At 58.7% G+C, this 24,488-nt stretch carries 19 protein-coding genes; 10 read left to right on the top strand and 9 right to left on the bottom strand.

Going from position 1 to position 24,488, the window contains the following annotated elements; all coding sequences use genetic code 11:
* Positions 1-1,788: a KinB sensor domain-containing domain gene (locus K3169_RS00475; protein ID WP_231665491.1), complete on the top strand. Its 1,788-nt coding sequence runs from the start codon at positions 1-3 to the stop codon at positions 1,786-1,788.
* Positions 1,789-2,726: 938 nt separating this feature from the next.
* Here the strand turns inward: K3169_RS00475 and K3169_RS00470 are convergent.
* The 6 genes from K3169_RS00470 to K3169_RS00445 form a co-directional block, all read right to left on the bottom strand.
* Positions 2,727-4,346: an EAL domain-containing protein gene (locus K3169_RS00470; protein WP_263269464.1), complete on the bottom strand. Its 1,620-nt coding sequence runs from the start codon at positions 4,344-4,346 to the stop codon at positions 2,727-2,729.
* An 89-nt stretch (positions 4,347-4,435) separates the two neighbouring features.
* Positions 4,436-5,212, bottom strand: coding sequence for an N-acetylmuramoyl-L-alanine amidase (locus K3169_RS00465; RefSeq protein ID WP_027902786.1), 777 nt, complete (start codon positions 5,210-5,212; stop codon positions 4,436-4,438).
* 79 nt (positions 5,213-5,291) lie between these two features.
* Entirely contained in the window at positions 5,292-7,376 is a 2,085-nt protein-coding gene (locus K3169_RS00460; protein ID WP_263269462.1) for a GGDEF domain-containing protein, read from the bottom strand.
* Positions 7,373-8,245, bottom strand: a complete 873-nt coding sequence (locus K3169_RS00455; RefSeq protein ID WP_231674833.1) for an endonuclease/exonuclease/phosphatase family protein — start codon at positions 8,243-8,245, stop codon at positions 7,373-7,375. Before K3169_RS00455 ends, K3169_RS00460 begins: the two co-directional genes overlap by 4 nt.
* Positions 8,246-8,257: 12 nt before the next feature.
* The gene (locus K3169_RS00450) at positions 8,258-8,890 is read right to left on the bottom strand and encodes a thiol:disulfide interchange protein DsbA/DsbL (protein ID WP_231674834.1); all 633 of its coding nucleotides are present in this window, start codon (positions 8,888-8,890) and stop codon (positions 8,258-8,260) included.
* 253 nt (positions 8,891-9,143) lie between these two features.
* Positions 9,144-9,761, bottom strand: a complete 618-nt coding sequence (locus tag K3169_RS00445; RefSeq protein WP_027902790.1) for a c-type cytochrome — start codon at positions 9,759-9,761, stop codon at positions 9,144-9,146.
* A gap of 352 nt (positions 9,762-10,113) precedes the next feature.
* On the opposite strand from K3169_RS00445, the gene yihA reads away from it, so the two are divergent.
* A complete protein-coding gene (gene yihA, locus K3169_RS00440; protein WP_027902791.1) occupies positions 10,114-10,749 on the top strand; it encodes a ribosome biogenesis GTP-binding protein YihA/YsxC in 636 nt (211 codons plus the stop codon).
* Positions 10,750-11,313: 564 nt separating this feature from the next.
* On the opposite strand, the gene polA is transcribed toward yihA, so the two are convergent.
* Positions 11,314-14,076, bottom strand: a complete 2,763-nt coding sequence (gene polA, locus K3169_RS00435; RefSeq protein WP_263269458.1) for a DNA polymerase I — start codon at positions 14,074-14,076, stop codon at positions 11,314-11,316.
* A gap of 74 nt (positions 14,077-14,150) precedes the next feature.
* Between polA and K3169_RS00430 the strand changes: the two genes are divergently transcribed.
* Positions 14,151-14,438 carry a DUF2782 domain-containing protein gene (locus K3169_RS00430; RefSeq protein WP_027902794.1) on the top strand — a complete coding sequence of 96 codons (288 nt, stop codon included), beginning with the start codon at positions 14,151-14,153 and terminating at the stop codon, positions 14,436-14,438.
* Positions 14,439-14,474: 36 nt separating this feature from the next.
* Positions 14,475-15,425 carry a homoserine kinase gene (locus K3169_RS00425; protein WP_263269456.1) on the top strand — a complete coding sequence of 317 codons (951 nt, stop codon included), beginning with the start codon at positions 14,475-14,477 and terminating at the stop codon, positions 15,423-15,425.
* 390 nt (positions 15,426-15,815) lie between these two features.
* On the opposite strand, the gene K3169_RS00420 is transcribed toward K3169_RS00425, so the two are convergent.
* A complete protein-coding gene (locus K3169_RS00420) occupies positions 15,816-16,748 on the bottom strand; it encodes a zinc ABC transporter substrate-binding protein (protein ID WP_406644876.1) in 933 nt (310 codons plus the stop codon).
* A gap of 67 nt (positions 16,749-16,815) precedes the next feature.
* On the opposite strand from K3169_RS00420, the gene K3169_RS00415 reads away from it, so the two are divergent.
* Genes K3169_RS00415 through K3169_RS00400 form a run of 4 tightly spaced genes read left to right on the top strand, consistent with a single transcriptional unit; the run spans position 16,816 to position 19,630 of the window.
* Complete coding sequence (locus K3169_RS00415; RefSeq protein WP_027902797.1) at positions 16,816-17,298, top strand: Fur family transcriptional regulator; 483 nt, start codon at positions 16,816-16,818, stop codon at positions 17,296-17,298.
* Positions 17,298-18,095: a zinc ABC transporter ATP-binding protein ZnuC gene (gene znuC, locus K3169_RS00410; protein WP_027902798.1), complete on the top strand. Its 798-nt coding sequence runs from the start codon at positions 17,298-17,300 to the stop codon at positions 18,093-18,095. The genes K3169_RS00415 and znuC overlap by 1 nt, the downstream gene beginning before the upstream one ends.
* Positions 18,088-18,876: a zinc ABC transporter permease subunit ZnuB gene (znuB, locus tag K3169_RS00405; protein WP_231674838.1), complete on the top strand. Its 789-nt coding sequence runs from the start codon at positions 18,088-18,090 to the stop codon at positions 18,874-18,876. Before znuC ends, znuB begins: the two co-directional genes overlap by 8 nt.
* Before the next feature lie 37 nt (positions 18,877-18,913).
* Positions 18,914-19,630, top strand: coding sequence for a PA5502 family lipoprotein (locus K3169_RS00400; protein ID WP_263269452.1), 717 nt, complete (start codon positions 18,914-18,916; stop codon positions 19,628-19,630).
* Between the two features lie 330 nt (positions 19,631-19,960).
* Here K3169_RS00400 and katE read toward each other — a convergent pair whose 3' ends face one another.
* Entirely contained in the window at positions 19,961-22,111 is a 2,151-nt protein-coding gene (gene katE / locus K3169_RS00395; RefSeq protein ID WP_263269451.1) for a catalase HPII, read from the bottom strand.
* A gap of 668 nt (positions 22,112-22,779) precedes the next feature.
* Between katE and K3169_RS00390 the strand changes: the two genes are divergently transcribed.
* A complete protein-coding gene (locus tag K3169_RS00390; RefSeq protein ID WP_027902802.1) occupies positions 22,780-23,787 on the top strand; it encodes a methionine ABC transporter ATP-binding protein in 1,008 nt (335 codons plus the stop codon).
* Positions 23,787-24,461 (top strand): methionine ABC transporter permease, encoded by a 675-nt coding sequence (locus K3169_RS00385; protein WP_099270238.1) that lies wholly within the window; start codon positions 23,787-23,789, stop codon positions 24,459-24,461. The genes K3169_RS00390 and K3169_RS00385 overlap by 1 nt, the downstream gene beginning before the upstream one ends.
* Positions 24,462-24,488: the final 27 nt, after the last annotated feature.

Genomic DNA, 24,488 nt, shown 5'->3' with positions numbered 1-24,488 from the left:
ATGAAACTGGCGATGAAGTTACGCACCAGGCTTTTCTTCAGCATTTCGGCGTTGATAACGGTAGCGTTGTTGGGGTTGGTGCTTGGTCTGGTCAGCGTGATGCAGATGGCGAGCTCGCAGGAGTCGTTGATCCAGCAGAATTTCGTGACCCTGGATACCGGGCTGAAGCTCCGGCAAAACCTGGGCGATCAACTGGTTATGATGCTCAATGAGACGCCCAATTCTGAGCGCTTGGGCAAACTGCAGGATCAATTCCGGGTATTGCTGGAACAAGGCGTCGAGAACGATGAACGCAACAACGTCGACAATGGCTTCCACGAAGCCAGGGCGGATTATCAGAAATTCGTCGACGCTTACGAAGCATCCCGCCAGTCCGCACGTTCGATGCGCGACAACACGGAACTGACTGAGGCGTTCAACAACCTGCGCAATAACTTGCTGGTCGCCCACCGCCAATCGCTGGACAACATCAGCAAGGTGGAAATCCATTCCCGCGAACGGGCGTTATGGGTTGCAGGTCTGCTTGGGTTGGTAGGCATTGCAGTGCTGTGCATCGGGTTCATTACCGCTCACGGGATCGCTCGTCGCTTCGGCGCCCCCATCGAGGCCTTGGCCAAAGCTGCGGACAGCATCGGCAAGGGCAACTTCGAGGTGACCCTGCCGATTGCTTCAGGCGCTGAAATGAATTTGCTGACGCGACGTTTCGGGATCATGGCCGAAGCGTTACGTCAGCATCAGGTCACTAACGTCGATGAACTGCTGGCGGGTCAGCAGCGCTTGCAGGCTGTGCTGGACAGCATCGACGACGGGTTGTTGATGATCGACCGCCAAGGTCGTCTGGAACACCTCAATCCGGTGGCTCAACGTCAGCTGGGCTGGGAAGAGCCCAAGCTTGGCCAAGGGCTCGGCGCAGCCTTGGAGCGCCCCGAACTGGACGAGCAGTTGTACCTGACCCTGCGCGGCGGAACGCTTGAGCGTGCGCCGGAAGACCTCTCAATTGAGGTCGACGGGGAATCGCGGCTTCTCACCTACAGCCTGACCCCCGTCAGCCACACCAAGGGGCACATCCTCGGGGCGGTCATGGTGCTTCACGATGTCACCGAACAGCGCGCATTCGAGCGTGTACGTAGCGAGTTTGTCTTGCGCGCATCCCATGAGCTGCGCACGCCGGTCACTGGCATGCACATGGCGTTTGGTCTGTTCCGCGAACGGTCAAAATTCCCGCCAGACTCCCGCGAGTCGGACCTGCTCGATACAGTCAACGAAGAAATGCAGCGCTTGATGCAGTTGATCAATGACCTGCTGAACTTCTCTCGTTACCAAAACGGCTTACAGAAGCTTACGTTGGCCCCTGTGTCCATCGAAGACATGCTGGAAGAAGCGCGACAACGCTTCGAAGAAAAGGCCCACGAGCAAAACATTGTCCTGTCGATCGAGACCCAGGAACCACTGCCTCGACTGCATGCTGACCGCGCCCAGCTTGAACGGGTGCTGGATAACCTGATGGACAACGCCCTGCGCCACACCCCGGAAAACGGGCTGATCCGCCTTCAGGCACGGCGTCACGGCGAACGGGTCATCATTAGCGTGGAAGACAACGGCGAAGGTATTGCCTACGGCCAGCAGGGACGAATATTCGAACCCTTCGTCCAGGTCGGCCGCAAGAAAGGCGGTGCCGGGCTGGGGCTGGCGTTGTGCAAAGAGATCGTGCAACTGCACGGCGGCCGGATGGGCGTCTATTCCAGACCGGGGCAGGGCACCCAGTTTTATATGGCGCTGCCGTTGTAGGTTAAACCTTCACCAAATCAGCCTTCGCCCCTACCTCGGCATTGCACAGGCATAGCGCTTATGGAGGTAGGAGGCAACTTGTTGCCGAAAGGGTCTGACGCGTTTCTTCAGGCACACCGCCTCGCGAACAAGTTCGCTCCTACCGGGCATTGCACAGGCATAGCGCTATGGAGGTAGGAGGCAACTTGTTGCCGAAAGGGTCTGACGCGTTTCTTCAGGCACACCGCCTCGCGAACAAGTTCGCTCCTACCGGGCATTGGACAGGCATAGCGCTTATGGAGGTAGGAGGCAACTTGTTGCCGAAAGGGTCTGACGCGTTTCTTCAGGCACACCGCCTCGCGAACAAGTTCGCTCCTACCGGGCATTGCACAGGCATAGCGCTATGGAGGTAGGAGGCAACTTGTTGCCGAAAGGGTCTGACGCGTTTCTTCAGGCACACCGCCTCGCGAACAAGTTCGCTCCTGCCGGGCATTGCACAGGCATAGCGCTTATGGGGGTAGGAGGCAACTTGTTGCCGAAAGGGTCTGACGCGTTTCTTCAGGCACACCGCCTCGCGAACAAGTTCGCTCCTACCGGGCATTGCACAGGCATAGCGCTATGGAGGTAGGAGGCAACTTGTTGCCGAAAGGGTCTGACGCGTTTCTTCAGGCACACCGCCTCGCGAACAAGTTCGCTCCTACCGGGCATTGGACAGGCATAGCGCTTATGGGGGTAGGAGGCAACTTGTTGCCGAAAGGGTCTGACGCGTTTCTTCAGGCACACCGCCTCGCGAACAAGTTCGCTCCTACCTCGGCATTGCACAGGCATAGCGCTTATGGAGGTAGGAGGCAACTTGTTGCCGAAAGGGTCTGACGCGTTTCTTCAGGCACACCGCCTCGCGAACAATTGCGCTCCTTGGTCGATCCTGGAGAGGCACAATTCGCCTTTACACCACACCGTTACGCCACATCCTCAGCCCGCCGCCCTTCGCTGCGGCGGCCGCCTGTGACCAGTTCGCTGAATTTACGAGCGCTTAGCGGTCTGGCGAATAACCAGCCCTGACCGTATTTCACGCCTTCACTCATGAGCAGCCGGGCCTGGGATTCGAACTCGATACCTTCGGCAATCACCCGCAATTGCAGGGCATGGGCCATACGGATGATATGAGGAGCCACGCCGCTGCTGGCGGCATCATGACCCAGGGCATCGATAAATGCTTTGTCGATTTTCAGGCAATCCACGGGCAGTGTTTGCAGATAAGCCAGGCTGCAATATCCCGTGCCGAAATCATCAATCAACACTTGGTGTCCCTTGTCGCGCAACGCCTGCAAGTGATTGCGGGCGATCACCACATCGATCAATCCCCGTTCGGTGACTTCAAAGGCGATCTGCCGGGCCGAGACTTTGTGCACGGCCAGCAATTTGGCCGTGACCCGGCCAATTCGCGGAGCCATCACATCACACGCGGCGAGGTTCACCGAGATATAGAGCTGCGGATTGGCTCGCAGCAGAGGCCCTAACTGCTCAAGCAACTGCTGCAACACGAAATCCGTAATCTGCCGAATCTGCCCCGTGTTTTCCGCCAACGGAATAAACAGGTCCGGACTGGTCAGCGTGCCGTCCGGCCTACGCCAGCGAACCAGCGCTTCGGCCCCCACGCATACACGCGAATGCAGATCAAAAATCGGCTGGAAGAGCACTTTCAATTCGCCGCGCCGCAACGCGCCCTGCAGCTCACCCCCTAACGACTGGCGCTGACGCACGAGTTGCAACACCAGCGCGCCTATAAACAATGCAATCAGCAGGCTCGCGGGGACCAGCAACCACCAGGCTCCCGCTACTTTTTGCTGGAGACCGGCGCGGGGCGCAATCATCACCAACTGGTACACGGGGCTCTCAGTGGGCATGCGATAGATCAACAGGGTATCGGTGATGATCAGCTTTTCAGCGCTGTTCGAGGACCAGCGGACGCTGAGCGGCCAGGGTTGATCAGGACCCAGGACAGTGACGGCTTTGACGCCATGATTCAGCACCACCAGCAGACTGCCGCCGGTGGGCAAATCCACCACATCGGTCAGATGCCCCCGGGAGGTCGACACCCTGAAGCCGCCCCGGCCCAGCACCAACGCTGCGAGGTTGTCGTCGGGTTGAGCTGAGGTATTGAGCCAGTAATCGTAGGTGGGGCCGCGAATATCCGGCTTGCGAGGCAGGCCAGGCTGACTGTCCCGCGATCCGCTGGAACACGCTCTGGCATCGCCCACAAACGCAGCTTCATAGATGAATCGATAGCTGGAGGTAACCTGACGCAATCGGTCGATCATGTCCGGATTACAGCGTCGCAGAGGCTGGGCCTCCAGTTGATCAAGACCGGCGCGCAGTTGGCCAAACAGCTGCTCCAGGCGCACCAGAAAGCGCCCGCCCTGAGCATTCATCTGTTCGCTTTCGTTCTGTCGTGCCTGATGCAAAGCCAATGCAAAGCTGCCCGCCAACAACACGGCAGCACTCATCAAGGCGGCGAGCAAAGCCATCAGCCAAGGACGATACAGGGTCGTGCGAAAGGGTGTTGCCGCATCGCGCATCAGTTGATACCCGGAGGAATACCCCTAGGTATAGCAACAAACGCGAAAATAGCCCGCTGGATTGGAGCTGCGGCAACGAATTGGCGAAATCAGCGCTGGCGGTTGAGCACTTTCAGGATAGCGGCGCTCTGCACATCTGGCTGTCCGTCGAAACGCGCGGGTCGGTAATGCATCTGAAAAGCGGCCAGAACATCCCGCGTGGCAACATCCAGTTCACCCGTCTGCGGTACGGTGTAGCCAACGCGAGCAAGCTGCTGCTGAAACCAGGCGATGTCCGGCACGCTATCGAGCATAAGTGCCTGCTGTTCGGCCACCAGACGCTCGTCCGGCCAGACACCCAGCCCAGCCTCGGCCAGTCGTTTCCAAGGAAACAGCGGCCCCGGATCCAGCTTGCGCGCCGGCGCGATATCGCTATGACCGATGATGTGCCGCGGGTCGATATGGTTACGCTTGACGATGTCTTTGAGCAGCACGATCAGCGCCTGAATCTGCCCTTCCGTATACGGATACCAAAGTCTGCCCGTCGGTGTATCGCGGTAACCAGGATTGACGATTTCGATACCAATCGATGCAGAGTTGAGCCAGGTGCGCCCATCCCACTCACTTTCACCGGCGTGCCAGGCCCGGGCGCTCTCGTCGACGAGCTTGTAGATGGTCGGCGGCGTATCACCAATCAGGTAGTGCGCACTGACCTCGCCGTGAGTGAGCAACTCAAGGGAACGCTCAAGCGTCGCAGAGGTGTAATGCACCACGACAAACTGCACGCGGTTATCGTAGTTCACCGACGGATGACTGGTGTCGAGTCGCGGTCCGCTGGTGCAGGCCGTCAACGTAATGAGCAGCAGGGCAGATAAAAACAGCTTCATGAAAACCTGATCATAGAGACAAGAAAGTGGGGAGCATAGCGCACTGCTGTGGAATCGCTTACTGCTGTCGAGTCATCGATCAACCTTGCTCAACTCTGTTGCGGCCGTTTTCCTTGGCGCGGTACAAGGCCTGATCAGCGCGCTTGAGCGCTACATCACTGCGCTCGCCGGGGCGTAACGCTGTCACGCCCGTGGACACGGTGATGGTGACCGGTTCGCTCTTGAAGTGAAACGGGCACTCCTCAACCGCCGTCCGCAGTTTCTCGAGTAAAGCCAGGCCTGCTGTCACCTGAGTCGCAGGCAAGAGGATCACAAACTCCTCACCGCCGAAGCGCGCAATGAAATCCGTCGGGCGTAGCTGCTTCTTCACAACCTTTGCAACAATCTTGAGAACCCGGTCGCCGGCCAGATGCCCGTAGCCATCGTTAATACGCTTGAAGTGATCCAGATCCAGAATACACACCAACAGGTTGGTCTTGTTCTTCTGCCAGACGGCCATTTCATGCCCAAGGCGTTCTTCCCAGGCGGCCCGATTGGGCAAGCCGGTCAATGGATCGATCAGTGCCTTTTGCCGCTGCTCTTCAAGATTGGCCCTGAAACCCAACGCCTCTTGCTCCATGGTCGCCACCCGGCTCGCCAGACCTTGGAGGCGCGCCGCAACGTCCTGCTCACGCTCGTCGCGGGTCTTCTGATGTTGATCCATGGTGCCCAGAAGACCTTCCAGGCGGTTCTCCAGTACCTTTTTCAGGCTCGGCAAATCGGCGGCGTCCTGGACGCTGCTTTGCAAGCCGTCCACTTGCAGACGCAGCTCATTGTTCAACTCACGCGAGGCGGTCTGCTGGCCCACGTAGTCTTCGCTGGCGGCCTGAAGATTGCTCTGGAATGACTCGAGCCTTTCATTGAGCTGCTTTAGATAAATCTCGAACTCATGCTGACCACTGTCCGTGATCGCCAGCATCAAAACGGCAAGATCATCGAGAATGGGCAGCAATTCGTACCAGTTAAGGCCATGTTCGAGGCGCAAGCGCATCGCCTCGGCTTGAGGCCGATGGTGCTCCGGCAGGGTCAGATCGTTGAGCAGGCCCAACAGGGTGTGTTCGATATGCGCAGCCACGGAGCTGTAGCTAGGCTCGGGAGAGCTGGGCAGCGCGTAGGTTGATTCTTCTTCGCCAGACTCTGCTTCTTGCGGCAACTCATCGAATTCGCCGACAGCGCTGACCGGCTCTGACACGTATTCGTAGGGCACAACCGGGATTGGGGCGAGCAAATCCTCAATCGGGATGGATTCAGTGACTGACGCAGCCAGTGGAACAGCGATAGGCTCGACAATGACGTCGGCTTCATGGCCAGGAGCCGGGATCGCGGGCTCGGGCACTTCGAGCACGGGCTCGACGTTCGGCGTCTGCACGTCTGGCGGCGGGGATGCTGGTTCTGGCGGCAGTTGCGGAGTTTTCGGAGGAGCAGAGACCGCTGCAGCAGGCGCAACAACAGCTGGCGACGTAGCTGGATCGACTGGTTTGGGCGGTTCGTCAGGCTCGTCCCACTCATCGACCTCGGTTGAATCAGTCGTACGCTCAGGCATGACTTCCGGAACAGTGGCTGCGGTATCACTGGCGTCCTTAGCCGGAGCATCCCCCGTTTCATGCCCACCAAACAGACGCTGCAGCAACCCCGGCCGGTGCGGCTCTTCAGGTCGTTCAATCACCGTCAGCGCCTGGCCCTGCAGGCCGCTTAGCTCGCCGAGCAACAGTGGTAGCTCCCGCGCTTGCGAGGCGCGCTCCTCAAGGTCTTTGGCGAAACGCTTGAGTGGCTTGCGTACGTCCTTGGGCAATTGCAGGGACTGTAACTGCGTGACCAGCGACACCAAGGCGCTACTGACCTGTGCAGCGCGCTCTTCGCGGCGCTGCTCGGAATCCAGTACCGCCTTTTCCAGCCTTGGAATCAACGCTGCAAGGCCCGCGTCCATGTCGTCCTTACGGACGATTTCGCGCATTTCCTTCATGCATTGGTCGACAGCCCGGTCCGACCCTTCGGCCGCCAGACTACTGCGCACCAGACCACGGCGCAGCAAGTCGAGACGGGCATTCCAGCGTTTTTCGAGCTTGTCTTGCTGTTCGACGCCTTTGAGGTATTTCTCTCGCCAGCGTTCGGCTTCGTCGCTCATTCAGGAGATCCGCGATGACTGATAACGGGCAGCGAGTCGCCACCCAATGAAGCAGGCAGGCGGATCTCCACTGCAACGGGCAAATGATCAGAGATTGGCTGAGCCAATACCTGAACCCGTTCCAGAGTGAGTGTAGGACTGAGCAGAATATGATCAAGGCAGCGTTGCGGTCGCCAACTGGGAAAAGTCGCTTCAATTTGCGGAGCAAGGAGACCCAGGTCACGTAATGGAGATTTTTCCAGCAGGTCGAGGGCGTGGGTGTTCATGTCACCCATCAGTACCTGATGACGGTAACCACCGATCAATTCACGGATATAGGCCAATTGCCGGGTACGGGTGCGTGCGCCAAGTGCCAGGTGCATCATCACCACGACCAGCGCATCCTCACCTTCGCCAAAACGAACCAGAATCGCGCCGCGCCCGGCAGGCCCGGGCAGCGGGTGATCCTCGATCGCCCACGGTCGCAGGCGGCTAAGCACGCCATTGCTGTGCTGACCCAGACGACCCAGGTTGCGATTGAGTTGCTGATACCAGTAAGGAAAGGCACCGAGCTGAGCAAGGTGCTCGACCTGATTGACGTAGCCGGAGCGCAAACTGCCGCCATCGGCTTCCTGCAAGGCAACCAGATCGAAGTCACCCAGCAAGTCACCTATCTTCTTCAGGTTACTGGCCCGCCCCACGTGCGGCAGCAAATGCTGCCAGCTGCGCGTGACGTAATGACCATAGCGGCCGGTGCTGATCCCGACCTGGATGTTGAAGCTAAGCAAGCGGAGCCGACCGTCCGCCGGCAGACCACTTGCCTGTAGATGATCCTCGTTGACCTGCGGATCATGCAGGCCAACGCTTCTTACTGCTTTCTTGCGCAGCATGGCAGGCGCTGCTTACTTGGCCGCTCGCTCTTTTTCGATGAGCTGATCAGCCACTTGCAGGGTTTGCTCCGGACCACCGGCAGAACCCAGGTCGAAACGGTATTTGCCGTTGACGATCATGGTCGGTACGCCCGTGATTTCATACTTCTTGGCCAGTTCCTTGTACTGGGCGATCTTGCCCTTTACAGCGAACGAGTCGAAGGTCTTCAGGAACTCTGCCTTGTCGATGCCTTGAGTAGCAACGAATTCGGCCATGTCGTTCTTGTCGGTCAGACGCTTGCCGCCTTTCTGGATCGCATCGAATACTGCGGCGTGAACCTTGTGCTCTACGCCCATGGTGTCCAGGGTGATGAACAGTTGGCCGTGGGCGTCCCAAGGGCCGCCGAACATGGCAGGAATACGGACAAAGTGAACGTCAGCAGGCAGCTTCTCGACCCATGGGTTGATGGTCGGCTCAAATGCGTAGCAGTGCGGGCAGCCGTACCAGAACATTTCTACAACTTCGATCTTGCCTGGCTCGGAAACAGGAACAGCGCTGCTCAGCACGGTGTACTGCTTACCGGCTTCGATAGGCTCGGCAGCGTGTGCCGTGATACCGAAAATACTGGCGGCAACCAGTGCGGCGCTGAGAATCAGATTACGCATGCTTTACTCCTGAGGCTGATTTGAGGGCCTTGCAACGACCGGGCTTCGACCGGCTGACAAGACACGAGTTCGCTAGTGTAACGCTGGCAACACCAAAAAAGGGTAGCCGAAGCTACCCTTTTTTTGAGTTGGAATGCGTTGGAGCGAGGCTTGCACGCGAAGAACTGTAACGCGGTGTATCTGCCCTGCGCGGTGATTGGTTCCTGGGCAAGCCGGATCGCCACCCGCACGCTCCAACAAGATCACCGCATGATCAATGCAGCCCCTGAATGTACTGCGAAAGCGCCTCGATATCCTTGTTACTCAACTTGGCGGCTATTGAGCGCATGACCATAGTGTCGCCGTCATTGGTGCGGTCACCTTCGCGGAAGGCCACGAGCTGCTTCTTGATGTAATCAGCGTGTTGACCGCCCAGATGCGGAAACCCCGCTGGCGCGTTGCCCACGCCATTGGGCGAATGGCACCCGGTACAAGCCGGCATGCCCTCGCTCAGTTTGCCGCCACGGAACAGTGCTTCACCGCGAGCGACCAGGTTCTCGTCAGCGGCACCCACGCTGCCTTTCTGACTGGCGTAGAACGCGGCGATATCGTTGAGGTCCTGCTCGTTGAGACTGGTCAGCAAGCCGGTCATTTCCAGCACGACGCGCTTGCCGTCCTTGATTTCATGCAGTTGCTTAAGCGTATATCGCTGGCCCTGGCCCGCCAGTTTGGGGAAGTTTGGCACCAGACTATTACCATCGGGGCCGTGACAAGCGCTGCAAACGGCGGTTTTGGCCTGCCCAGCAGCCGCGTCGCCGACTACCGTGTCAGCCGCCTGACTCGTGCCGCAGATGCCCAGAGCCAGCAGCAGACTCACGAAAATTTTGTTCATCAGGTAATCCAGATCGGCTAAAGGTGAATAGTTTTATAGAGGTGGACTCGCTCATCCAGACGGACGAAGGTTCGCGAATCCCCGCTATTGCGGTCTCTGCACAATCCACGCAACGGCATCACTTTGAACTCCTGAACACAGGCGACTCCAAAGCCTTCATACTCAGCAACCCTTTCAGGTTAAAAGCGGACTGCGTTCTAATGCGCTTATAGTTCTCGCTTGGCTGATGTAGCTTCCCGGGACCGGGACAAAGCACACACAAAATCTGCGGTAATTATATACTGGCCCCACTGAAACGGAAACGACACCTCTTGCCGCACCCCTTGCAGGCACCGCTCTCACCGGAAATCACATGCAACTCAAGAATCCCATCCTCGGCTTGTGCCAACAGGCAACCTTCATGCTCAGCGCAGCCAAAGTCGACCAGTGCCCGGACGACGACGGCTTTGAAGTGGCGTTCGCAGGACGCTCCAACGCAGGCAAGTCGAGCGCGCTGAATACCCTGACGCACGCCAGCCTGGCCCGTACATCGAAGACGCCAGGTCGTACGCAACTGCTGAACTTCTTCAAGCTGGACGATGAGCGACGCCTGGTCGACCTGCCGGGTTATGGCTACGCCAAGGTACCTATCCCGCTGAAACTGCACTGGCAGCGCCACCTTGAAGCGTATCTGGGCAGCCGCGAAAGCCTGAAAGGTCTGATTCTGATGATGGACATCCGTCACCCGATGACCGACTTCGACCTCCTGATGCTGGACTGGTCCATCGCCAGCCACATGCCGATGCACATTCTGCTGACCAAGGCTGACAAGCTGACTTACGGCGCAGCCAAGAACACACTGCTCAAGGTTCAGTCAGAAATCCGCAAGGGTTGGGGCGACGCCGTCAGCATCCAGCTGTTCTCTGCACCAAAGCGCATGGGCCTGGAAGAAGCCTATACCGTACTTGCAGGCTGGATGGAGCTGGAAGACAAGGCACCCGCCGAGTAAATCGCAGGCAAAAAAAACCCCGGACTTCATGTGGGGGAGGGGAAGTTCGGGGTTCAAGTTCCAGACTTCCATGGAGGGAAGCCGGATATCTGCCAACACTTAACACAACTAGGAGCATGACTGGCTTCTCAGCCAATCGAGTTCTCTGACCGGCGTTTCGAGGCGTAAGTTCCTGGCCCGCGGAAATTCTCCGATAGCCTTTGTGCAGACAGCTCTGTCCTGTTGGAGGGAGGCTTGCCCGCGATGCAGACGCCTCGGCCTGTCAGACACACCGCATTACCGTTCTTCGCGGGCAAGCCGGGCGCCCACATCCAGCGTGATCCCTGTAGGAGCGCGCTTGCCCGCGAATCAGACGCCTCGGTCGGTCAGGCACACCGCGTATCGTTCATCGCAGGCAAGCCCAGCTCCCACAGACAGCGTAACCCCTGTGGGAGCGAGGCTTGCCCGCGATGCAGACGCCTCGGCCCTTCAGACACACCGCGTTACCGTTCTTCGTCGGAATGCCGCCCAGACCAAGCTCGGCTCCAACAGGAGATCGCGTGCTTGCCCCGGCCCAGCGCCTGGTCAGTGCGCCTCGTCCCAGTTATTGCCCACACCGACCTCGACCAGCAACGGAACATCCAGCTGAGCCGCGCCGCTCATGTGCGGGCGGATTTGCTCGCTGATCTGCTCGACGAGGTCTTCGCGAACCTCCAGTACCAGTTCATCGTGAACCTGCAGGATGACTCTGGCGTCAAGCTTCGACGTCTCCAGCCAGCCGTTTACCGCCACCATAGCCTTCTTGATGATGTCTGCCGCCGTGCCCTGCATCGGCGCGTTGATTGCCATGCGCTCGGCGCCTTTGCGCAAGGCCTGGTTCTTGGCGTTGATGTCCGGTAAATACAGACGACGGCCGAAGATGGTCTCTACGAAACCCTGTTCAGCGGCCTGCGTGCGAGTGCGCTCCATGTAATCCAGCACGCCCGGGTAACGGGCGAAATAGCGATCCACATAGGCCTGAGACTGCTTGCGATCAACACCGATCTGCTTGGCCAGACCAAAAGCGCTCATGCCGTAGATAAGGCCGAAGTTAATCGCCTTGGCACTGCGGCGCATGTCGGTGGTTACTGCCTCAAGCTCAACGCCGAACACTTCTGCCGCCGTTGCCCGGTGAACGTCCAGGTCATTACGAAACGCGTGTAGCAAACCTTCATCCTTAGCCAGGTGAGCCATGATGCGCAGCTCGATCTGCGAGTAGTCCGCCGCCAGCAGTTTGTAGCCCTTGGGTGCGACAAACGCCTGACGAATGCGGCGTCCTTCGGCGGTCCGGATCGGGATGTTCTGAAGGTTTGGATCACTGGAAGACAAGCGCCCGGTCACCGCCACCGCCTGATGGTAGGAGGTGTGAATGCGACCGGTGCGCGGGTTGATCTGCTCTGGCAAGCGGTCGGTGTAAGTGCTCTTGAGCTTGCTCATCGAGCGGTACTTCATCAACACCGTTGGCAGCGGAAAACCTTGTTCGGCCAATTCAGCGAGCACCGCTTCGGCAGTCGAGGCCTGGCCTTTGGCAGTCTTGCTCAGAACCGGCATGCCGAGTTTTTCATACAGGATCACGCCCAACTGCTTCGGCGATCCCAGATTGAATTCCTCCCCTGCAATCTCGAACGCCTCGCGCTCAAGGGCAACCATCTTGTCGCCCAGCTCAACGCTCTGAATGCCCAGCAGCTTGGCATCCACCAGCGCACCCTGGCGTTCGATACCCGCCAAAACGGGCACCAGCGGCATTTCAATTTCATTGAGCACCGGGGCCAGGCTAGGGATCGCAGCGAGCTTCGCCTGAAGCGCTTCGTGCAAGCGCAGCGTTATATCAGCTTCCTGAGCTGCGTATTGCGCAGCCAGCTCCAGAGAAATCTGGTCGAACGTCAGTTGCTTCACGCCCTTGCCAGCAATGTCCTGAATATTCCCGGCGGCATGCCCCAGGTATTTCAGCGCGAGGCTTTCGCGGTCATGACGGGTAGCGGTGGAATCCAGCACGTAGGATTCGAGCATGGTGTCGTACAGCAGCCCCTGAACTTCAATGCCCTGACTCTGATCGCCATCAATGGCGCAGTTAGCGAGGATATTGATATCGAACTTGGCGTGCTGACCGACTTTGATTTTGCTCGGGTCCTCCAGCAGCGGTTTGAGCTGCTTGAGTACGTGATCACGATCCAGTTGCTGCGGCACGCCCATGTAGGAGTGGGTCAGCGGGATGTAAGCGGCTTCGTGCGCCTGCACGGCAAACGACAAGCCCACCAGTTGCGCACGCTGGGCGTCCAGGCCGTTGCTCTGGGTCACAAACGCCACCAGCTTGGCGCCGTTGAGCTTTTTCAGCCAAACGTCGAGCTGGCTCTGCTCAAGGATGGTTTCGTAGCGGGACTCTGCCGGGGCAGGAGCTTCTTCGATGGCGATTTCCAGACCAACACGCTTGGCATCACGGTGCAGGTCTTCGATCCAGCTTTTGAATTCCAGCTCGGCGTAAAGCTCAAGCAGCGCTTCACGATCAGGCTCGGTGCAGTGCAGTTGATCCAGCTCGATATCCAGCGGGACGTCGATCTTGATGGTCGCCAGCTCGTAAGACAGGAACGCCATCGCCCGGTGCTCTTCGAGTTTGGCAGCCAGGGTTTTCGCGCCACGGATCGGCAGCGTTGCGACCATTTCGAGGTTTTCGTAAAGCTCTTTCAGGCCGCCGCCCACACCGACCAACAGGCCTACGGCGGTCTTTTCGCCAACGCCCGGCACGCCTGGAATGTTATCGACCTTGTCGCCCATCAGCGCCAGGTAATCGATGATGTGCTCAGGGCCGACGCCGAATTTCTCTTTCACGCCCGCCACGTCCTGGACGCTGCCGGTCATGGTGTTGACCAGCGTGATGTGCCCGTCGACCAACTGCGCCATGTCCTTGTCGCCGGTGGAAATGATTACCGGTCGGTCCGCTGCGGCGCTGCTGCGCGCCAGTGTGCCGATGACGTCGTCAGCTTCGACGCCGTCAACGCACAGCAACGGGTAGCCCAAACCTTTCACACAGGCGTGCAGCAGATCGATCTGCACGCGCAAATCGTCCGGCATGCTTGGCCGGTTGGCTTTGTACTCGGCGTACAGGTCGTCTCGGAACGTACCGCCTTTGGCGTCGAACACCACCGCGAACGGGCTGTCCGGGTATTGCCGACGCAGACTTTTGAGCATATTCAGAACGCCCTTCACGGCACCCGTGGGCAAACCCTTGGACGTGGCGAGCGGCGGCAGCGCATGAAAAGCGCGGTACAGATAAGAAGAACCGTCCACCAGGACGAGGGGAGCTTGGCTCATGAGCAGAATCAACCTTTTCGGCGGGGTCGGCGCTAGAATGCGAGGACCATTGACGACAAAGGGACAAGGTTATCATGCGCACAACAAATCGCCTGTTGCTGGCCGGCCTGTTTACACTCTGCCCGCTCATTGCCGTTGCTGCTGATGAGGCACCGTCAGGAGACCCGGACGTTACAATCCGCACCGAAGGTGACAGAACGATTCAGGAGTATCGCCAGAACGGCTTCCTGTATGCGATCAAGATCACCCCGAAAGGCGGTAAACCTTACTTTCTGGTGCGCGCCGATGGTACAGACGCCAATTTCATTCGTTCAGACCAACCGGATATGCTGATTCCATCGTGGAAAATATTCGAGTGGTAAGGTCGCACATTCACCTTTTTTGCTGGCAGCCCTGATATGTCCGTATTTACCCCCCTGGCTCGGCCCGAGCTGGAAACATTTCTCGCCCCTTACGGGCTAGGCCATTTACGTGACTTTCAAGGCATTGCCGCCGGAAGCGAAAACACCAACTACTTCATTAGCCTGGAGCAGGGTGAGTTCGTGCTAACCCTCGTGGAACGGGGTCCGGTTCAGGAAATGCCGTTCTTCATCGAGTTACTGGACACGCTCCACGAGGCTGATTTGCCGGTGCCGTATGCCCTGCGCACCACGGACGGCGCGGCACTGCGCGAGCTGGCAGGCAAACCGGCGCTGCTGCAACCACGCCTGCCCGGCAAGCACATCAGCGCGCCGAACACGCAGCATTGCGTGCAAATCGGCGAGTTGCTGGGTCATCTGCACCTGGCGACCCGCGACAAGGTACTGGAGCGCAAGACTGATCGCGGTCTGGACTGGATGCTGGCTGAAGGCGCAACCCTGATCTCTCATCTGGAGGAAGCTCCCGGCGTATTGCTCAAAGCCGCGCTGGAAGAAATCGAACGTTTGAAGCCGAAGATCATGGCGTTGCCCAAGGCCAATCTGCATGCGGACCTGTTCCGCGACAACGCGCTGTTCGAAGGCACGCACCTGACCGGGTTGATCGACTTCTACAACGCCTGCTCCGGGCCGATGCTTTATGACCTGGCTATCGCCTTGAATGACTGGTGTTCGGACGAAGAGGGCAAGATCGACGCACCACGCGGGCGGGCCTTGCTGGGTGCCTACGCCGGGTTGCGGCCGTTCACAGCGGCTGAAGCCGAATTGTGGCCGACCCTGCTGCGCGTTGGCTGCGTGCGTTTCTGGCTGTCACGCTTGATTGCAGCGGAATCCAATGCAGGGCAAGACGTGCTGATCCATGATCCGATGGAGTTTCAGAAGCGTCTGGAACAACGGCAGGAAACGCATTTGCCGCTGCCGTTTGCGTTGTAGGACTGGACTGGCAGAGCTCCGTTTTAGACGTGAGAGCGGTATTTATGCCTAAGCCCTCCTGACTAAAAGCCGGTCTTACGGCATGGCATAAACCTGTGGGAGCTGGGCTTGCCCGCGAATCAGACACCGCAGTCATAACTGTCAGAACGAGGCTAGCCTTATCGCGGGCAAGCCTCGCTCCCACAAAAAGAAGTTAATAGCCGGAGCAGCGGTATTTCCGCCTAATAGAGATATAGCGAATGCCCGGACGTCCTCCCGGCTAAAGCCGGTCCTACGGGATGGCATAGAACCTGTGGGAGCTGGGCTTGCCCGCGATTCAGGCACCGCAGTTCTAAATATCAGAACGAGGTTCGCCTTATCGCGGGCAAGCCTCGCTCCCACAATGAAAAATTAAAGCGACTCCAGGCACCCCACCAGATCATCCCCCAGCTTGTTCAGCAGCAGCTCATACCCGGTCGCGTTTGCGGGGGTATCACCGCCCAATGCATCCAGCTCAGCCAGTTTTGCGGGCAATCCGGCCGTCAGGGTCTCGGCAAGGCGTGGGCGCAACGGCGGTTCGCTGAACACACAGGTCTTGCCTACTTCGGTCAAACGCGCACGCATGGCAGCGACATGCTGAGCCCCCGGCTGAACCTCGGCGGCAACGCTGAACACGCCCGCGTGCTTGAGGCCATAAGCGTCCTCGAAGTAATCGAAAGCCTCATGGAAAACGAAGTACGGCTTGCCAGCGATTCCGGCTACCCGGCCTTTGATTCGTGCATCCAGCGCGTCCAGACGCGCGCTGAAAGCCTTCGCGTTACTGGCATACCGCGCAGCATTGGCTGGATCGGCAGCGCTCAAGTCAGTGGCCATTTTTGCCGCGATAACCCGGGCATTGACCGAGGACAGCCACAAATGGGCGTCCAGGCTTCCGGGACGATGGTCATGATCATGCTCGTCGTGGCCATGCTCATCGCCTTCCTCGTGCGACGCACTGTCAGCGCCGAAGTGACGCAACTTCAAGCCCGGCAGGGATTGCACCGCAACGACCGGCAAAGTCCGGTTTTTCAGGACACGAGGCAGGAAGCCTTCCATGTCCGGACCGATCCAGTAGAGCAGATCCGATTGCTGCACGCGCCGTACGTCGGATGGCCGCAGCGCATAGTGATGTGGCGACGCCCCAGGCGGCAAAAGCACCTCTGGCTTACCAACACCGTCCTGCACAGCCGCCGCGATCAGCTGCAATGGCTTGATGCTGGTGAGGACGCGGACATCGGCCTGAACCGGGGAAATTGTCAGCAAACTTGCGGTTAAAGCGACAAATAGAGCAAAAAGACGGTACACGTGGGCCACTCATAGAAGGCTAGAACGGGTAACATAATAACGTCTCTAGCAAATATCGTCTCCGCTCATGCCTATTACACCGCTGGCCAGTCGCCCTCACGACCACTCCCATTGCGTGCATACCGCGCTTTCCGAAGCCGATACGCTGTGCGCCCAGAAAGGCCTGCGCCTGACTGCCCTGCGCCGTCGCGTGCTGGAGCTCGTCTGGCAGAGCCACAAGCCATTGGGCGCGTACGACATTCTCGCCGTGCTCAGCGAAGAAGACGGCCGCCGTGCTGCGCCGCCTACCGTTTACCGGGCGCTGGATTTCCTGCTGGAAAACGGCCTCGTGCATCGCATCGCTTCGCTGAACGCCTTCACCGGCTGCAACCACCCGACTCACGTGCATCAAGGCCAGTTTCTGATTTGCCGTGAATGTAACGCCGCCATCGAGCTGCAAAGCCCGGCCATCAGCGATTCCGTGATCACTGCGGCCGCTGGCGTCGGCTTCGCGGTCGAAGGTCAGACCGTGGAAATCGTCGGGGTGTGTTCCGGCTGCAAGGCCGCCTGATGAGCAACGCGTTGATCAAGCTTGAGCACGTTGGCGTCGCCCTTTCCGGGCAGAATGTGCTGGAAAACATCCATCTGAGCGTCAAGCCTGGGGAAATCGTCACCCTGATAGGCCCTAATGGCGCGGGCAAGACGACGCTGGTGCGTGCCGTGCTGGGTTTGCTCAAGCCGGACACCGGCAGTGTCTGGCGCAAACCCAAGCTGCGCGTCGGCTATATGCCGCAGAAGCTGCACGTTGACCCGACGCTACCGTTGTCAGTGCTGCGCTTTCTGCGTCTGGTCCCTGGTGTGGACCGCGCAGCCGCACTGGCTGCGCTGGTTGAAGTCGGCGCGGAAAAGGTCATCGACAGCCCTCTGCAAGGTATTTCCGGCGGTGAGATGCAGCGCGTCCTGCTGGCTCGCGCCCTTTTGCGCGAACCGGAATTGCTGGTGCTGGATGAACCCGTGCAAGGCGTAGACGTTGCCGGGCAGGCCGAGCTGTACAGCCTGATCACCCGCCTGCGTGACCGCCATGGCTGCGGAGTGCTAATGGTTTCCCACGATCTGCATCTGGTGATGAGCACCACGGATCAAGTGGTCTGCCTGAACCGCCACGTCTGCTGTTCCGGGCATCCGGAGCAAGTCAGTCACGACCCGGCGTTCGTCGAGCTGTTCGGCAAGAACGCGCAAAGCCTGGCGATTTATCACCACCATCACGACCACGCCCATGATTTGCATGGGGAAGTCGTCGAGGGCGCCGCCGATTCGGTCGGCCACATCCATACACATGTTCACGGAGACAGCTGCAAGCATGGCTGATTTTCTTCTCTACGCCTTGCTTGCTGGCCTGGCTCTGGCACTTGTCGCGGGACCGCTGGGTTCGTTCGTGGTCTGGCGACGCATGGCCTATTTTGGCGATACGCTTTCTCACGCTGCATTATTGGGCGTCGCGCTGGGTTTCTTGCTAGATGTCAGCCCGACGCTTGCAGTGACCGTCGGCTGCCTGCTGCTGGCGATCCTGCTGGTGACCTTGCAGCAACGTCAGCCGCTGGCCTCGGACACCCTGCTGGGGATTCTTGCGCCCAGCACGTTGTCTCTCGGGCTGGTGGTGCTCAGCTTCATGCACGACGTGCGGATTGACCTGATGGCGTATCTGTTTGGCGATTTGCTGGCGATCAGCCCCAATGATCTGATCTGGATCCTTGGCGGATCACTGGCAGTGCTGGTATTACTGATAGCACTTTGGCGCCCACTGCTGGCAGTTACCGTGCACGAAGAGCTGGCGAAGGTCGAAGGCCTGCCCGTTGCCGGTTTGCGCATGGCGCTGATGTTGTTGATCGCGGTGGTGATCGCTGTGGCGATGAAAATCGTCGGCGTTCTGCTGATTACATCGCTGCTGATCATTCCGGCTGCTGCGGCACAGCGTCACGCCCGTTCGCCGGAACAGATGGCGCTCGGTGCAAGCGTGCTGGGCATAGTGGCCGTGTGTCTGGGGCTGTCGATGTCCTGGTTCAAGGACACCCCGGCAGGGCCTTCAATTGTGGTTTCAGCAGCGGCATTGTTCCTGCTGAGTTTTGTCCTACCCAAACGAGCGGTGTAGACTTGCTCGTTTTTTGCGCAATTAGAGAATCGCAGGAATGAAGCCGTTCGCATCACGTTATCTGTTGCTTGCCGCATTTTCCGTCCTGTTGGCAGCCTGTCAAAGCGCGCCAACAGTCGAAGCGCCCGTGCCTGCAACTGAGGCAGACGGCTTCGCACAGCTCGAGCAAAGTATTACCAGCAATGAACTGGCCACTGCCGAAGATCAGTTGGCCAAACTGCAAGCTGCAGCGCCAACGGACATTCGTCTGGAGCCGTTCCAGCGTCGTCTGGCCGAAGCGTATTTGAGCCGCAGCCAGATTGGCTTGCAGAAGGGTGACGTCAACGCTGCCGCCACGGCCTTGAGCCGCGCAAGGGCCTTGATGCCTAAGGCACCCGCACTGACCAGTGGCGTCAACGGCGCCATCGCCCACGCTCGTAAAGCCGAGCTGGATCAGGCTGAAGCAGAGTTGAAAGCGGCTGAAGCCAAGCGCGTTGCCAAACTGATTGATCCGTCGGCAGAAAGCACGACTATCAAGCTCATGATCGGCGATATGGCGCAATTACGTCGCCAGCTGGATGCGATTGCTGCCGATACCGTTGCCTTTAACTGCATCGTCCTGCTACAAGTGCCGCGCACAGACGATTACCCATGGCTGGCCACATTGCTGACCAAACGGGTGAACAAGATCAATCCGGATTTTGAACTGGAACTGCGCCGCAAGATTGAGCGCAATGAGACGGCGACAGTGGTTCTGAAGCCTGCACAGCAATAAGCGCATAGAAAGACGACTGCTGTACAGACTGTGTGAAAACGTAGCGAGCGACGGCAAGACAAGGCAAAAACAGGCGAAAAACGGCCGGGGTCGCGTCCGACTCTAGTGTTCTAAATGAGCATTTTTCGCCTGTTTTTAACGCAGTATTGTGCGCGTAGCACCGAAGGTGCCCAGCCTGCAGTAGTTTTCACACAGTCTGTGTAGGAGCGCGCTTGCCCGCGATGGCGGTGTACCAGTCAAAATAGGTATCGACTGATCTAACGCTATCGCGGGCAAGCGCGCTCCTACAGGGGTTTCTCAGCCAGGCGCCATCCATGGCGCCTTTTCGTATCAAGCAGGAATCGCTTTAGCCTTCGGCTCACGATCCCAGACACGGTGCTGGGCTATCGCAGTGAAGAAAGGCTTGAACGACTTGCTGTCAGACACTTCCAGCAGCCCCGCATCCTTGTCCAGATGCAGCAGATCGATGATCTGTTTGGCCTCACCACTCACGGAAATCGCCTTGAGGTGTTTGTACGCCTCGAGCACGTAGTGCAGCGCGACACCGTCGCCACTCAGCGCGGTCACCGAAGCAGCACCACCTGGAATGAACACTGCGTCGAACGCTACTGAAGGCAAGCCTTCCATGGAGGCATCAACCGGCAGGCTCGCACCGCTGGCGGTTTTCACCGGCGCAGAAGTCGGACCAAGCACCTTGGCGTGAGCACCTTCAGCTTCCAGCGCCGCTTTCATGGCCGCGACAGCTTTGTCGTCCACACCGTTGGCAACCAGAATCGCCACTTTGCGCGACACGATATCGCCGGATAGCAGGTTCATCTGGCTAAGCAGAGGGGACTCTGCAAGCGATTGCTTCTTCGACGGCACGGTTGGAGCCGTTGGCGCAGGCAGACCGAGGTTCGCAGCGACACGAGCGGCCAATTCCAGATCAATGTTGGCAAGAATCTCGTTCACCTGACGGGCACGAATGTGTTCGCGCTCAACCTTGCCCAACTCGAAGCTGTACGCCGCGATGATGTGCTCTTTCTCGGCATGGCTCATGCTGTTGAAAAACAGCGTGGCTTGCGAGAAGTGATCGGAGAACGATTCGCTACGCTGACGAACCTTGTGTGCCTCGATACGCTCTGGATAGGTCTCAAAGCCGCCATCTACCGGGCCAGCCGGAGTTTCTTTCGGCCAGCCGCCATCAATCGAGTTCGGCTCGTAAGAAGCGCGGCCCTTGTCGATGGTTGTGCGGTGCTGAGCGTCGCGCTGGCCGTTATGGTTCGGCGCAATAGGGCGGTTGATCGGGATTTCGTGGAAGTTCGGTCCGCCAAGACGGCTGATCTGGGTGTCTGTGTAGGAAAACAGACGACCTTGCAGCAGCGGGTCATTGGAGAAGTCGATACCCGGCACGACGTGACCAGGGCAGAACGCGACCTGCTCGGTTTCGGCGAAGTAGTTGTCCGGGTTGCGGTTGAGCACCATTTTGCCCAGCGGCGTCACGGGTACCAGTTCTTCCGGGATGATTTTGGTCGGGTCCAGAATATCGAAGTCGAACTTGTGCTCGTCTTCTTCTGCAACGATTTGCACGCCCAGTTCCCACTCAGGGTAATCACCGGTTTCGATGGATTCCCACAGATCGCGGCGATGGAAGTCGGTGTCTTTACCGGCCAGCTTCTGCGCTTCGTCCCACACCAGCGAGCAAACGCCGAATTTAGGCTTCCAGTGGAATTTTACGAAGGACGATTTGCCTTCGGTATTGATCATGCGGAACGTGTGCACGCCAAAACCCTGCATGGTGCGCAGGCTTTTCGGGATCGCCCGGTCGGACATGGTCCACAGCACCATGTGCGCGGACTCAGGCACCAGCGAGACGAAATCCCAGAAGGTGTCGTGAGCGGAACCACCGGTAGGGATTTCGTTATGCGGCTCAGGTTTGACCGCGTGAACGAAGTCCGGGAACTTGATGGCGTCCTGAATGAAGAACACCGGCATGTTGTTGCCAACCAGGTCGTAGTTGCCTTCATCGGTATAGAACTTCACCGAGAAGCCACGCACGTCACGCACGGTATCGCCGGAACCACGCGGGCCTTGCACGGTGGAAAAGCGCACAAACACAGGAGTTTGCTTGGCCGGGTCACGCAGGAAGCCCGCTTTACTCAGCGCGGCGTGATCTTCGTAAGCCTGAAAGTAGCCATGCGCGCCGGTGCCGCGGGCGTGGACGATACGCTCAGGGATACGCTCATGGTCAAAATGCGTGATTTTTTCACGCATGATGAAATCTTCTAGCAGCGACGGACCACGATCGCCGGCCTTCAGGGTGTTCTGGTTGTCGGAGACCTTCACACCATGGTTGGTGCGCAGCGCCTGCTGGGTCGCGTCAGAGCGGAACTGCTCCAGACTTTCCAGCTTGGCGTTGGTGTTGCTGCGGTCCGGGGTATCGGTTCCTGCGAGTTCACTTTTCGACGGGTCTGGCGTGGTCGTTGGTTTCTTCGTAGCCATTGGAAAAAAACTCCTCAATTACAGGCTGCCCTGTAGCCAGAACTGGCATCGGGCTTATAAACAGAAATCCCCGAAATCGAGTCTGGGGAAATCACGGCACTAAGAAAGTGACTGAGGAGATAAACAGGCGTTCCGTGTTTTTTTTGAAGATCGGGCGGGTGGTGCTCCGACTGGAGCGATTTCCCGTGGGAGCAGGGCTTGCCCGCGATAAGACTGGATGAGATATGCCTGATATTTGCGGAGCCTTATCGCGAGCAAGCTCTGCTCCTCTCAGACAAACTACAACTATTTGATTCGGAACACTTCCATCTGTAGGAGCGCGCTTGGTCTGGGCCGCATCCGGACGATTACGTCAGCAGAGACGATACATTCATCGACTGACAGACCGAATCGTCCGGATGCGGCCCAGACCAAGCGCGCTCCTACAGGTCTCCACTTGCTTCGCGACAGCGTGACGTCAGGGACACCGGGGCTCTCTCACAGGAAATCCAGATCATTGCCACCCATCGCCTTATTCCATTTACACAGGTCTGTTATGAAATAAATGCTAAATCGATTCCGGCGGACAGGCTAAAATGCGCGCCCGGCCTATCCAGCCGATGCCAATCAGCCGGTGTGCGTCCTGCCGCTGCGCTGAATTTTTACCGCGCCCCCACAAGGTTCGCTAAGTGATCGAGTTCCATAACGTCCATAAAACCTATCGGGTGGCAGGCAAGGAAATTCCGGCCCTGCACCCTACCAGCCTGCGCGTCGAAGACGGTCAGGTGTTCGGCCTGATCGGCCACTCAGGGGCTGGCAAAAGCACCCTGCTGCGCCTGATCAACCGCCTGGAAACCCCGAGCGGCGGACAGATCATCGTCGACGCCGAAGACGTCACCGCCCTTGATGCCAATGGCTTGCGGCGTTTCCGCCAGCAGGTCGGGATGATCTTCCAGCACTTCAATCTGCTGTCCTCCAAAACCGTGGCCGACAACGTCGCCATGCCGTTGACCCTGGCCGGTGATATGTCCCGCGCCGAGATCGATCAGCGCGTGGCAGAACTGTTGGCACGGGTTGGCCTGTCCGACCACGCGAAGAAATACCCTTCGCAATTGTCCGGAGGGCAGAAGCAGCGTGTCGGCATCGCCCGCGCTCTGGCGACCAAGCCAAAAATCCTGCTGTGTGATGAAGCGACCAGCGCGCTGGACCCGCAAACCACCGCATCGGTCCTGCAACTGCTGGCCGAGATCAACCGCGAGCTGAAGCTGACCATCGTCCTGATCACCCACGAGATGGACGTGATCCGTCGCGTATGCGACCACGTCGCGGTCATGGACGCTGGCGTGATCGTCGAGCAGGGCAAGGTCGCCGATGTGTTTCTGCACCCGCAGCATCCGACCACCAAGCGCTTTGTTCAGGAACACGAGCAGATCGATGAAAACGAACAGCGCGATGACTTCGCCCACGTCGAAGGCCGCATCGTGCGTCTGACCTTCCAGGGTGAGGCGACCTACGCGCCACTGCTCGGTACTGTCGCGAGAGAAACCGGTGTGGATTACAGCATCCTGGCCGGGCGCATCGATCGCATCAAGGACACGCCTTACGGGCAGCTGACGCTGGCCATCACCGGCGGTGACATAGACGCCGCCTTCGCTCGCTTCACCGCCGCGGATGTTCATATGGAGGTGCTGCGCTGATGGACGCTCTACTGACTTTATTCCCCAATGTCGATTGGGCCGAGATCTGGATCGCTACCCTCGACACCCTGAACATGCTCGTTGTGTCTCTGGGCTTTACCGTGCTGCTCGGTTTGCCACTGGGTGTGATCCTGTTCCTCACGTCGCCACGCCAGTTGCTCGAAAACAAAGGCCTGTACTCAGTGCTGGCGGTAATCGTCAACTTGCTGCGGGCTTTGCCGTTTATCATCCTGCTGATCGTGATGATGCCCGTGACCGAGATCATCACCGGCACCACGCTGGGCATCCTCGGCACGTTGCCACCGCTGATCGCGGGCGCCACGCCGTTCTTTGCACGTCTGGTGGAAACCGCGCTGCGTGAAGTGGATCGCGGCATCATCGAAGCGACTCAGGCAATGGGCGCCACCACGCGGCAGATCATCGTCAAGGCGCTGTTGCCTGAAGCTCGCCCCGGCATCCTGGCCGCTGTTACCGTTACGGCGATTGCGCTGGTGTCGTTCACCGCCATGGCGGGTGCCGTCGGCGCGGGCGGGCTGGGCGATCTGGCGATTCGTTACGGTTACCAGCGTTTCCAGAACGATGTGATGTTTGTGACGGTCGTATTGCTGCTGGTGCTGGTGCAAATCCTGCAAACCATTGGCGACAAACTGGTCGCGCACTTTTCCCACCGCTAGTTTTTGGCCGATACCCGTCGGCAATAG

This window comes from Pseudomonas phytophila (assembly GCF_025643095.1).
Taxonomy (GTDB): Bacteria; Pseudomonadota; Gammaproteobacteria; order Pseudomonadales; family Pseudomonadaceae; genus Aquipseudomonas; species Aquipseudomonas quasicaspiana.
This window is presented reverse-complemented; position numbering and strand designations above follow the sequence as displayed.